We start from the raw sequence: 12647 nt of genomic DNA, 5'->3' as shown, positions 1-12647 counted from the left end.
TTTCTTATGCAACATCGTGTAGTTATTACTGGTATTGGTGCTGTAAGTCCAATGGGTAACGACGCAAAAACTTTCTTAGATAGTGTTTTTGCATCTAAAACTGGAATTGCACCAATCACACATTTTGATTCATCAAACACTGGTGTAACTTTAGCTGCTGAAGTTAAAGATTTTGATCCATTAAAACGTTTAGATAAAAAAGTTTCCAAACGTATGGATGACTTTTCACGTTACGCTGTATATTCAGCAATGGAAGCAATGGAACAAGCTGGTTTGAAAAAGGGTGAATATGATCCTAAAGAACTGGGAGTTATCTATGGTTCTGGAATTGGTGGTTTAACCACTATTCAACAACAAGCTATTAAGATGAGTAAAAAGGGACCAGGTCGTGTTTCACCATTCTTTGTTCCTAATTCAATCATTAATATGGCTGCTGGTAACATTTCTATTAATTTAGATGCTAGAAACACTAGTCAAGCTATTGTTACTGCTTGTGCTTCTGGTACTAATGCTATCGGTGATGCATTTGAACGTATCCAATATGGTAAGGCTAAAATGATGATTACTGGTGGTTCTGAAGCATCAGTTAACGAACTTGGTATTTCAGGTTTCGCAGCCTTATCAGCTTTATCAACAGCTGAAAATGTTGAAGATGGTTCAATGCCATTTGATAAAGATAGAAATGGTTTTGTAATGGGTGAAGGTGCTGGTACTTTAGTATTAGAAGATTTAGAACATGCTAAAGCTCGTGGCGCTAACATTTTAGGTGAAGTTGTAGGATATGGTACTAACAGTGATGCATATCATTTAACCGCCCCACGTCCTGATGGATCTGGTGCTATGGATGCTATGAAATTAGCACTTGAAGATGCTGGAATTTCAACTAAAGATGTTGACTATGTTAATGCTCATGGAACAAGTACTCACGCCAATGATTCTGCCGAATCAAAGGCTATTCAATCAGTATTTGCCGATAATGATCATATTAAAGTAAGTAGTACTAAGGGTATGACTGGTCATGCCTTGGGGGCTGCTGGTTCTCTTGAAGCTGTCATTATGGTTGGTGCATTACAACGTCAACAAATGCCTGTTAATGTTGGATTAAAGAACAAAGATCCTGAAGTTGAAGTTGACTTAGTAAATGAAGACAACAATAAAGCTCCAGTTAATTACGAAATCAGTAATTCATTTGGTTTCGGTGGTCATAATGCAGTTCTTGCATTTAAGAAATATGAAGATGACTAAATAAAAAATCTCTCTAATTTTAGAGAGATTTTTTATTTTATTTTAAGTTTTTCCTTTATAATGAGAGGTAACAATATTATTTAATTTTAGGAGAATAATTATGGCTATTTTAGTACCTGGTGGAGCTGGATATATTGGCTCACATACTGTTGATCGATTAATTGACAATGACTTTGATGTAGTAGTTGCTGATAATTTGGCAACAGGTCATAAAGAAAGTATTAATTCGAAGGCTCGTTTCTATAAGGGAGATATTCGTGATTCTGAATTTTTGAATAATATTTTCGAAAAAGAGCATATTGACGGAGTAATTCATTTTGCAGCTAATTCAATTGTTCCAGAATCAATGGAAAAACCCATGAAATATTTTGATAATAATGTTTATGGGATGATTAGTTTATTAGAAGCAATGAATAAGTATGATGTTAAATACATTGTCTTTTCATCTACTGCTGCTGTTTATGGAGAACCTAAACAAATCCCCATTAAAGAAAGTGATTCAACAATCCCAACCAATCCTTATGGGGAAAGTAAATTAATGATGGAAAAAATGATGCATTGGGCTGATGTTGCTCATGACATCAAATTTACAGCATTACGTTATTTTAACGTTGGTGGTGCTAAGATGGATGGTTCAATTGGCGAAGACCATCATCCAGAAACCCATTTGATTCCAATTATTTTACAAGTTGCACAGGGATTACGTGATAAACTGCAAATTTTTGGTACTGATTATCCCACCGAAGATGGGACTAATGTTCGCGATTATGTCCATGTCTTGGACTTAGCAGATGCACATATTTTATCGATGAAACGATTATTAAGTGGTGATAATTCACAAATCTTTAATTTGGGTTCATCCACTGGTTTTTCTAATCGACAAATGTTAGAAACGGCTCGTAAAGTTACCGAAAAAACAATTCCTGCAGAAGATGCCCCCAGAAGAGCTGGCGATCCTAGTACCTTAATTGCTGATTCAACTAAGGCTCGAGAAGTTCTAGGTTGGCGACCACAACATGATAATGTAGCTGATATTATTGCTAGTGCTTGGAAATGGGAGCAAATGCATCCTAATGGTTATGAAAATTAAGATTTAATGATAATAAATTCAATATCATTGCAATCATTAATATTTACCTTTATCATATTATTTGATAATTAATAGGGAGGTTGAATTTTTATGAACAGATTAGAAGGACTTGAAGAAACAACAACCCTGAATAATGGTGTAAAAATGCCACGTTTAGGACTTGGTGTTTGGAAAACAGATAATACAAGTGCTAAAGAATCAGTTAAAGAAGGTATTATTAAGGGTTACCACTTAATTGATACTGCAAAACAATACGGTAATGAATCAGGTGTTGGTGAAGGAATTAAAGAAGGTTTAGCTGCAACAGGTATGAACCGTAAAGATTTATTTATCACTACTAAATTATTCAATGGTGATCAAGGTTACCAAAGTACTTTAGACGCAGTTAATGGTACATTAGAACGTTTAGACTTAACTTACCTTGATTTATATTTAATCCATTGGCCAGTAGACGGTAAGTACATTGATACTTGGCGTGCAATGGAAAAGTTATACCATGATGGCAAGGTTAGAGCAATTGGTATTTCTAACTTTAATAATGAAAGATTACAAGACTTGTTAGACAACACTGATATTGTTCCTGCTGTAAACCAAATGGAATTTAACCCAATTAATCAAGAAAAAGGTATTCTTGAATTTAATAATCACGCTGGTATCCAAATGGAAGCTTGGTCTCCACTTGGTGGTGGTGAAGCATTATCTAATCCTGAAATTAAGCGCATTGCTGAAAAATACAGTAAATCAGTCGCTCAAGTAATTATCCGTTGGGATTGGCAAAAGGGAATTGTTACAATTCCTAAGTCATCACACGAAGAAAGAATTATTCAAAACTCAGATATCTTTGATTTTAAATTATCTGATGATGATGTTAAGACGATTGATGCTATTGACAAAGCAAAACGTAGTCTATGGTATGATGACTTTGGCTGGCATAATGCTGATGGTCAAGTTGTGGATGCTGTTGATCAATGGGATGATTCTCCTAAAAATTATAAAGATTAATAATAAAAAAATATTTAATAAGAGTGTTGTAATTTATGTTACAACACTCTTATTTTTGCATTATAATAATATATATATTGTATTTTATAGTTAGGAGCATTACATATTGAATGATAAAACTAAAAATCACCTTTTAGGATCAATTTTAGCAATTATAGGTGCTTTGCTATGGGGGATTCAAGGACCAGTATCTCAATTTCTTTTTCAAGATAATAATCTATCTCCAGAATGGTTAATGGGAATTAAGATGAGTATTTCTGGAATATTTATTTTAATTTTTTCAAAATTTTATCGTAAAGAAAATTTGCTGGAATTATGGAAAAAGCCACAGAACGTTTTCGTATTTATTATGTATGCTATTTTTGGATTAGCTGCAGTTCAATATTTATATTTAGTAACTGTAAATTTAAGTAATGCGGGAACTGCTACTATTTTACAAAGCTTGGGGACAGTTTTAATTGTGATTTTTACAGCAATTTTTTATCATAAATTACCCAATAAGTTTGAGCTAGCGGCGATTATAGTAGCTTTGATTGGAACTTGGTTACTAGTTACTAAGGGTCATTTAACACAATTATCCATTTCTACACCAGCTTTGACGACTGGACTATTGTTGGCATTAGCAGGTGCAATTCAGACAATGTTGCCAGTGAATTTATTGAAGAAATTTAGTTCTTTAATGGTTGTCGGATGGGCGATGTTAGTCGGCGGAATCTTATTTACTATTATTCATCCTTTTTGGACAGATATACCTAAATTCACTGTAGGGACTATTTTAGGCGTAGGATTTATTGTTTTCTTTGGAACAATGGCTTCGTTTCTATGCTTTATCAATAGTTTGAAATTCATTTCACCAACAATTGCTGGAATGCTAGATACTTTTGAACCTTTATCTGCCACTTTAGGAGCAATTATTTTTCTAAACACTGCTTTTAATGGATATGAAGTTATCGGGGGATTATTAGTTTTAAGTACTGTTTTCATTTTGGCATTAGGTGCCAAAAAAAGATAATAGACACCGTGTTGACTTATTTAAATTATCTATTATAATTATATTTGTAATCTACAGTAGAAAACTTAAATTAGGAGGTGTAATTATTTGAAACAAGACAAAAGGAGTTCACAAACGGAAACTTCACTTATTAATGCACTTGTTAAATTAATTGATGGTAAAAGTTTGAATAACATTAATGTGACAGACTTAACTCGAGAAGCCGGTGTTGGTCGTGGAACTTTCTATATTCATTATTTGGATAAAGATGATCTTGTTAAAAAAGTTGAGGATCAGTTACTTAATGATATTAAGTATGTATTAAATAATTTAGTTCCAGAAGAACTTAAAAGTTTTACCAAGAATGATTTAGCTACTCCGTCAGATATTGTCATTAAAACACTTAATTATTTTTATGAAAATTCTGACTTATTATCAGCTTTGTTGAGTGAAAATGGTGATCCATATTTTATTGGACGAATTAAAAATATTTTTAATGAGGTAACAGATATCTCATTGAATGAATTTAACGGAACATTTAAATTTACATCGAAAATACCTAAAGATTACGTTAGGGAAATCATGCTAGACCATTTAATGAATATTGTAGTTTACTGGATTAGTAAAAATCATCCGGAGGAGCCTCAAAAAATTGCTCAAATAATTATTGCTTCACAATGTATTGCACCTAATGATTTAATAAATATAAACAAACAGGAGGGAATTTAATGTCAAACTTTGTTAAAAGATATACTGGTAGTTTGGTTGCATGGGTTGTAATCGTAGTATTAAGTATTATTTTTCTACCTAATATGTCTTCCTTAGTGGCTCAAAAGGGCCAAACCAAAATTCCATCTACTTCACAAAGCCAAGTTGCCCAAAAAATTCAAGATAAATGGGGACATGGAATTGGGAATACGATGGACACTGTTGTTGTATTCAGCAATGGTAATAAGAAAATCTCAGCATCTGATCAACAAAAAATTAATTACACAATTAATAAATTAAAAGATAACAAATCTAGTTATGGAATCAAGGGACTTACTACTCCTAATGATAATGATGCAACTAGATCTCAATTAATTTCTAAAGATAAAACAACTGAATTAGTTCAGTTAAATGTCACTAAGGATCGATCAATTCAAAGTGTAAATAATCAATTGCAAGATGTAGTTAAAACCAATGGTATTAATACATATGTGACTGGTGGAGATATTCTAAATGATGATTTTAGAGTATCAACTGAACAAGGAATTCAAAAAACTGAAGTTATTGCTGCAATCTTTATTTTGATTGTTCTGATCATTGTTTTCAGATCACCTATTGTGCCTTTAGTTTCATTGTTAACGGTTGGAGTATCATTTATTGTTTCTTTGAGTATTGTAATGAACTTAGTAAAAGCATATGGATTCCCATTATCTAACTTTACTAGAGTTTTCATGGTGGTTGTGTTATTTGGTATCGGAACCGATTACAATATTCTTCTTTATAATCAGTTTAAAGAGGAATTAAGTCGAGGCAAAGATAAAGTTGCCGCTGCAATATCAGCTCGAAAAGTTGCTGGTAAAACAATTTTATATTCTGGTAGCTCTGTGTTAATTGGATTTGCAGTTTTAGCATTAGCTAAATTCTCAATTTATCAATCAGCAGTTGGAGTTGCAGTCGGAGTTGCTGTACTACTACTTGTATTATTGACATTGAATCCATTCTTTATGGCTACAATGGGTAAAGGAATGTTTTGGCCTTCAAAGAACTTTAATGGTGAAGGTGAAAACAAGTTTTGGAGATTCTTATCCAAGAATTCAGTTAGATGGTCAATCCCAGCAATCATTTTAGTATTAATTGCTACTGTTCCCTTTATTGCTTCATATCATAATAAATTGAACTATGATAGTGCAGTTGAGCTACATAATAATGTTCCTGCTAAAAAGGGACTATTAGTAGTGCAAGATCATTTTTCAAAAGGTACAGCTGAACCATCAACTATTTATATTCAATCTAACAAGCGTTTAGATAATGAAAAATCATTAAATGAACTAGATCGATTAACGACTCAATTGAGTAATCAAGAAGGAATTAAGACAATTGCTTCAGTTACTCAACCAAGTGGAATGCCAATCGAACAATTGTATGTGAATGACCAATTAGATAATTTAACTGGTAAAATGAAAACCGCTAAATCTGGTTTAGCAACTATTCAAAAGAGTACTTCTGAATCTAAATTTGATACAACACCATTACAAGATATTGGAACTTCTACTCAGAGCATTGCCTCATCATTAAATGCGATTAAGTCTGCTTCCAGCCAAAATTCTAGTATGTCTGGACAACAAATGTTAAGTCAATTGCAACGTCAAATGACTGCTGCTAAGCAACCATTAAGTTCTCAACAACTACAAATTGTTGGTGCTGCCTTGCAAAATGTTAACTCCAAACAACAAAGTACAATGTCTAGTCTTCAAACACAATTGCAAGGAATTGCTGATAGTACTAGAAGTATCGGTTCTAATACTAAACAAGTTGCTGAACAATTAAAGGCAACCCAAAAGAAACTTGCTAAAGCAGCAGAAGGTATGAAACAAATTAATAAAGGAATGGGTAATGCTAATGATTACTTGAAGACTTTATCTGAATCAAAAGCATCAAATACCTTTAACATTCCTGAAAGTGTATTAAAGAGTGATACATTTAAAAACTCTATGAAATCATATCTATCAGAAGATAAGAAAACTGCTAAAATTACTGTGGTTTTAGATAAGGATCCAAGTTCTGAATCAGCAATGAACCAAATTGATAACCTACAAACCAAAGTTCAAAATACTCTAAGCGGTACTGATTTAGCACATACTAAGGTTGCTATTGGTGGACAAACAGCATCGACTTCAGATACTAGACATATTGCTAGCTCTGACTTTATAAGAACAGCTGTTATTATGGTTATTGGAATCATGCTTGCTTTAATGTTCATTACTAGATCTATTCTTCAACCATTCTACATTTTAGGAACTTTACTAATTGCTTATGTAACATCATTAAGTATTACTAAAATGATTAGTGCATCATTATTAGGATCAAAGATGTTAACTTGGAACACTCCATTCTTTACATTTGTAATGTTAATTGCTCTTGGAGTTGATTATAGTATCTTCTTAATGATGAAATATAGAGAATTTGGTAATCTTGATTCAACACCTTCAAAACAAATTACGCATGCTTCTGCCGTAATTGGTACAGTTGTTATCTCAGCTGCTATTATTTTAGGTGGAACATTTGCAGCCTTGATGCCATCAGGTGTATTAACACTTATTCAAGTTGCAATTGCTGTAATTATTGGATTAATTATCTTAGCAATTATTATTCCAATTTTGATTCCAAGTTTAATTAAATTAACTTATGATAATAAAAAACAAGCAGAAGGCAAACATTCTAAAAATTAATTAAAATGAAAAAGATTGATTCTTAAATTTCAAGAATCAATCTTTTTATGTTTTAGCTCTAATTAATAAGTTAATGCGTCTAAATGTTAATCGTTTTAATTGCTTTATTAATGATTTATAATATATGTAATACTTATTTAAGATGAGAGTGATGTTTAATGGAAAACGTGCCTTATGATGACTCAAAGAATACTAATAAAAAACCTTTAGATATATTTTTAAGATCAATAGTATCTTTAGCAGGAATTACTATCTTATCAATGGGAGCAGCTTTTTTATTAAAAGGAAATGTTGGACTAGATCCTTTTACTGCTATGAATACTGGAATTGCGGCTAAGCTTGGGATGTCTTTAGGAGTATTACAATTAATTGTTAACTTTTTATTATTTTTATTAGTTTTTATTTTTGATCGTAAGCAAATTGGTATTGGAACAATTTTTAATATGGTTTTAGTTGGTTACGAAATCGATTTTTTTGCTAAAATATATTCCAATATTTTTCCAAATACAGTAAATATTCCGATGATGATAGTTGATGCTATCGTTGGAATTGCTTTATTTACTTTGGGAACATCATTATATATGAACACTAAGTTAGGGGTTTCACCATATGATGCGATAGCACCAATTATATCTGATAGAACTCATACTAAATATCAAACAGTAAGAAGTTTACAAGATATCATAGTTATGATTCTTGCACTAGTATTTTCTGGACCTTTTGGTGTTGTGACTTTGTTTACTGCATTTTTGGCTGGATCGTTAATTAACTTTTGGAATAATACCGTTAGTCGTAGTTTGATGGTTCATGTTGATCATTTCAGTAGGCATCCAACAATGAAAAATGCTTCGAATGGATTTTTGGAGTTGGGTAAGAATGGATACAATATCGTTTTAGCTGCATATCAAAATACTTACACAATGCAAAAAAATATGTCGGGATATTCTAATGCTAAACTTGAAGAATTAATTAATCGAAGTCAGGATAATATTAGAAAAAATGAACAAGTTAATGTTATTTTAAATCAACGTTTAGATTCGCTCAAAGAAGAACTTAGAGAACGTAATGCTAAAAATATTAATAAATAATTCTTGCATTTTTTTAATTAGTTAGTTATGATTGTTATAAATAAATGAACGAATAAAATTTGGAGGTTAAAATCATGACTATTGTTTATAGAATAGAGACTATAAAACGAGATAATAATAATTTCTTCTTTAACATTACTAGCTGTTAAGTATAGTACGCAGAAGAAATTATTTAGTTATGATTAAAACTTCGAGCACTAGAAAAATGGCTGGTATCAGTTATTCTTTCTAGTGCTTTTTTCTCGCACTAGTTGGAATTCTAACTAGTGCGATTTTTATTTGTTCATAAGTTAGGGGGAATTTTATGAGCCTATTGTCTAAAGCGAATCGTAAGACATCTTTATCTAGGTTCATTAATCGAGATGAAAATTTAAAGAGAACCATTGATACAAAAGATTTAATTATGATGGGAGTCGGTGCAGTTATTGGTGCAGGAATATTTATTACTCCTGGAACCGTTGCTGCTACCGTTGCTGGACCCGGAGTTATGATATCTTTCGTGTTGGCAACAATTGTATGTACGCTTTGTGCAATGTGTTACGCTGAATTTTCTTCTGCAATCCCCATTACCGGAAGTGCTTATACATTCGGTAATATTGTGTTTGGTGAGATTACAGGTTGGATTATTGGTTGGGGATTAATATTAGAGTATATGTTGTCAGTGGCGGCAGTATCTGCTAGCTGGTCTTCATACTTTCAATCGTTTCTTCGAGGAATTGGTATTACTATTCCAAAAGCAATTTCGGCTAATTATAATCCTGGAAAAGGGACTTACGTTGATTTAATTGCAGTTGTTATTGTTTTATTCATTTCTTGGATATTAATGCGTGGTGTGAAAACCTCAGCTAAGCTAAATGATATTATGGTTATTGTTAAAATTGCGATTATTTTAATTTTCATAGTTGTAGGTTTCTTCTTTATTAAGCCAGGAAATTGGCAACCATTTTTACCTTTTGGAGTTCATGGTGTCTTTCAAGGGGCCTCATTGGTATTTTTTGCTTACTTAGGTTTTGATGTTATTGCTTCATCTGCCGGAGAAGTTAAAAATCCAAAGAAAACAATGCCAAGAGGAATTGTTGGAACTTTATTTATATGTACGATTCTATATATATTAGTATCAGTAGTCTTAACTGGAATTGTTCCATATAAAGATTTAAATGTTTCTGATCCAGTTGCATATGCAATTCATTATATTAATTTAGATAAATTAGGCATCTTAATCTCTATTGGTGCTCTAGCTGGAATGTTTACGATGATGGTTAATATGGTCTTTAGTAGTTCAAGATTAATCTATTCAATCGGTAGAGATGGATTATTTCCTAAAAAATTGAGTAAAATTGACCATAAAACTAATGTTCCTAAACGTAGTATTGTTTTTGTAACAATTATCATTGCTTTTATGGGTGGATTTGTTTCATTAGATAAGCTGGTAAGTTTAGTTAATATTGGTACTTTGGTTGCATTCACATTTATGTCAATTGGAATTATTCCACTAAGAAAACGAAAAGATATTAAGAATAATGATGGTTTTAAAGTTCCTTGGTATCCAGTTTTGCCAGTTATATCAGCAGCACTTTGTATCTATTTGTTAACTCAATTATCACTAGAAACTTGGCTTACAGCAATTGTTTGGTTCGTGATTGGATTAATTATTTATTTTGGTTATGGAATTAAACATAGCCTTAGCAATAACAAAACATAATATAAATTATTATGATATTTAGGGAGTTTTGAAAATGGATAAACAACATAACACGTCAGAAAATGTTATGAAAGGAATTTTTTGGTCTTCAATGGCTTCAACCCTTTGGGGTATTTCTGGAGTCATTATGCAATTCGTAGCGCAAAATGAAGCTGTTCCAACAACTTGGTTTATTTCAGTTAGAACTTTATTTGCTGGAATCTTATTATTAATTATTGGTGCAGCTAGTGTTGGTAAACATATTTTTGATGTATTTAAATCAAAAGAATCTATTATCAGATTGTTTATTTATGCAATTTTTGGTTTGGCAGTTAACATGTCAACCTTCTATGTAAGTATTCAAGAGGGTAATGCTTCAACAGCAACTATTTTACAATATCTAGCACCTGTATTTATTGTTTTATATGGTTTAGTCTTTTTACACAAAAAGCCATTAAAAGCTGATATTATTTCATTCTTATTTGCTTTGGTTGGTGTATTTTTGATTATTACTAAAGGTAACTTTAGTGAGTTATCAGTTCCATTGGTTGCGATAGTTTTTGGTTTATTCTCTGCTGTATCAGCAGCTATCTACTATTCTGTTCCTAAGCCACTTACTCAAAATAACTCTCCATTTGTTGTTCTGGGTTGGGGAACATTAATTGCAGGAATTGGATTTAACTTATATCATCCATTCTGGACTGATGCACCAAAGATTACATCAGGAATTGTTTTTGGTATCGGTGGTGTAATTTTAATTGGAACTATCTTTGCATTTTCATCAGTATTATACAGTTTGAAATTTGCACCTTCAGAAGTTTCAAGTATTGTCGATGCGGTTGAACCAGTTGTTACAATTATTTTAAGTATTATTGTCTTCAAACAAATCCCAAGTTTCTTTGAAGCATTGGGTGCTGTAATTATCATTGTATCAATTTACTTCTTACAAAGATCACACCAAAAACGTGCTAAAAAAGCACCAGATCTTAGATAGTCGTAAAAATTATTTTAAAGCCATTTTGATGGCTTTTTTTTATGGTTTATTTTAACTAAATATGATAATGTAATTACTGGATTAAATTTAATGTAAGAAAAATGTACATACATTTATTGGGGTGTAATTATGGAAAATGAAAAGGGCGTCTTAGAAACAAATGTCCTAAAAGGAATTTTTTGGGCATTTATTGCTTCGGCACTTTGGGGTGTTTCTGGTACAGTATTGCAATTTGTATCACAACATGAAAAGTTAGAAGCCAACTGGTTTCTATCAACCAGAACAATGATCGCTGGAATTATATTATTAATTATCGCTGCGATTGTTTATAAGGGACATATTTTTAATGTTTTTAAATCATGGAAATCCTTCCTATGTATTCTATCGTACGGTGTTTTTGGAATTGGAGCGAACCTTTATACTTTTTATATGAGTGTGCAGACTGGTAATGCTGATGCATCAACAATATTGCAATATTTATCACCACTTTTTATTTTGCTAGGTTCAATGATTTTTCAGAAACGTAAACCACTGCCAATAGATATTATTGTATTTGTGATTGCATTATCGGGAATTATTTTATCGCTAACACAGGGTGATTTTAGCAAGCTTTCAATTTCAAATGAATCTTTAATTTGGGGGATTCTCTCTGGAGTAACGGCTGCATTGTATGTAGTCTTGCCTCGACCAGTCGTTGCAACTAGTTCTCCAATGGTAATTTTAGGATGGGGGACATTAATTGCAGGAATTATTTTTAATATTCGTCAACCATTATGGATTAATGCACCTCATTTAACTTCTGGAATCGTATTAGGAGTTGGTGCAATTATTATATTAGGGACAATTTTGCCTTTTATTATCTTACTTCATTCATTAAACTTTGCACCATCAGAAGTTGTGAGCTTAGTTGATGCTACTCAACCAGTAGTTACTTTTATTCTAAGTATTATCTTCTTTAATACTGGAATTAATTTAATTAAAATTATTGGTGCTTTACTTGTAATACTAGCGATTTTTGTTTTACAAAAGTCGCATCGAAAACTAACAATTGATAAAAATAATCAATAGTGCAGGGTTGCTTTCGATTTTTTTCGAAGGCAACCTTTTTTGTGTTATATT

10 protein-coding genes are annotated in these 12647 nt (G+C 31.9%); all 10 read left to right on the top strand.

Annotated features, from left to right (window positions below; genetic code table 11):
• Positions 1 to 6: 6 nt before the first annotated feature.
• Entirely contained in the window at positions 7 to 1245 is a 1239-nt protein-coding gene (gene fabF, locus MOO46_RS04295) for a beta-ketoacyl-ACP synthase II (protein ID WP_249510466.1), read from the top strand.
• Between the two features lie 100 nt (positions 1246 to 1345).
• Complete coding sequence (gene galE / locus MOO46_RS04290) at positions 1346 to 2335, top strand: UDP-glucose 4-epimerase GalE (RefSeq protein WP_249510465.1); 990 nt, start codon at positions 1346 to 1348, stop codon at positions 2333 to 2335.
• Positions 2336 to 2425: 90 nt separating this feature from the next.
• Positions 2426 to 3337, top strand: coding sequence for an aldo/keto reductase (locus tag MOO46_RS04285; protein WP_249510464.1), 912 nt, complete (start codon positions 2426 to 2428; stop codon positions 3335 to 3337).
• Positions 3338 to 3443: 106 nt separating this feature from the next.
• A complete protein-coding gene (locus MOO46_RS04280; RefSeq protein WP_249510463.1) occupies positions 3444 to 4349 on the top strand; it encodes a DMT family transporter in 906 nt (301 codons plus the stop codon).
• 87 nt (positions 4350 to 4436) lie between these two features.
• On the top strand, positions 4437 to 5057 hold the full coding sequence (locus MOO46_RS04275; RefSeq protein WP_249510462.1) for a TetR/AcrR family transcriptional regulator: 621 nt from the start codon (positions 4437 to 4439) through the stop codon (positions 5055 to 5057).
• Positions 5057 to 7765: an MMPL family transporter gene (locus MOO46_RS04270; protein WP_249510461.1), complete on the top strand. Its 2709-nt coding sequence runs from the start codon at positions 5057 to 5059 to the stop codon at positions 7763 to 7765. The genes MOO46_RS04275 and MOO46_RS04270 overlap by 1 nt, the downstream gene beginning before the upstream one ends.
• 158 nt (positions 7766 to 7923) lie before the next feature.
• Positions 7924 to 8853 (top strand): YczE/YyaS/YitT family protein, encoded by a 930-nt coding sequence (locus MOO46_RS04265; protein ID WP_249510460.1) that lies wholly within the window; start codon positions 7924 to 7926, stop codon positions 8851 to 8853.
• Between the two features lie 304 nt (positions 8854 to 9157).
• Positions 9158 to 10555 (top strand): APC family permease, encoded by a 1398-nt coding sequence (locus MOO46_RS04260; protein WP_249510459.1) that lies wholly within the window; start codon positions 9158 to 9160, stop codon positions 10553 to 10555.
• A gap of 34 nt (positions 10556 to 10589) precedes the next feature.
• Positions 10590 to 11528, top strand: a complete 939-nt coding sequence (locus MOO46_RS04255; protein ID WP_249510458.1) for a DMT family transporter — start codon at positions 10590 to 10592, stop codon at positions 11526 to 11528.
• A gap of 129 nt (positions 11529 to 11657) precedes the next feature.
• Positions 11658 to 12596 (top strand): DMT family transporter, encoded by a 939-nt coding sequence (locus MOO46_RS04250; protein WP_249510457.1) that lies wholly within the window; start codon positions 11658 to 11660, stop codon positions 12594 to 12596.
• The last annotated feature ends 51 nt before the right edge of the window (positions 12597 to 12647 follow it).

It is taken from the genome of Apilactobacillus apisilvae, assembly GCF_023380225.1.
Classification (GTDB): domain Bacteria; phylum Bacillota; class Bacilli; order Lactobacillales; family Lactobacillaceae; genus Apilactobacillus; species Apilactobacillus apisilvae.
Note: the sequence above shows the minus strand (reverse complement) of the source record. Positions and strands in the feature narration are given on the sequence as shown.

Coding starts and splice junctions, on each gene's coding strand:
- fabF (WP_249510466.1), top strand. CDS start 7: ATGCAACATCGTGTAGTTATTACTGGTATTGGTGCTGTAAGTCCAATG.
- galE (WP_249510465.1), top strand. CDS start 1,346: ATGGCTATTTTAGTACCTGGTGGAGCTGGATATATTGGCTCACATACT.
- MOO46_RS04285 (WP_249510464.1), top strand. CDS start 2,426: ATGAACAGATTAGAAGGACTTGAAGAAACAACAACCCTGAATAATGGT.
- MOO46_RS04270 (WP_249510461.1), top strand. CDS start 5,057: ATGTCAAACTTTGTTAAAAGATATACTGGTAGTTTGGTTGCATGGGTT.
- MOO46_RS04265 (WP_249510460.1), top strand. CDS start 7,924: ATGGAAAACGTGCCTTATGATGACTCAAAGAATACTAATAAAAAACCT.
- MOO46_RS04260 (WP_249510459.1), top strand. CDS start 9,158: ATGAGCCTATTGTCTAAAGCGAATCGTAAGACATCTTTATCTAGGTTC.
- MOO46_RS04255 (WP_249510458.1), top strand. CDS start 10,590: ATGGATAAACAACATAACACGTCAGAAAATGTTATGAAAGGAATTTTT.
- MOO46_RS04250 (WP_249510457.1), top strand. CDS start 11,658: ATGGAAAATGAAAAGGGCGTCTTAGAAACAAATGTCCTAAAAGGAATT.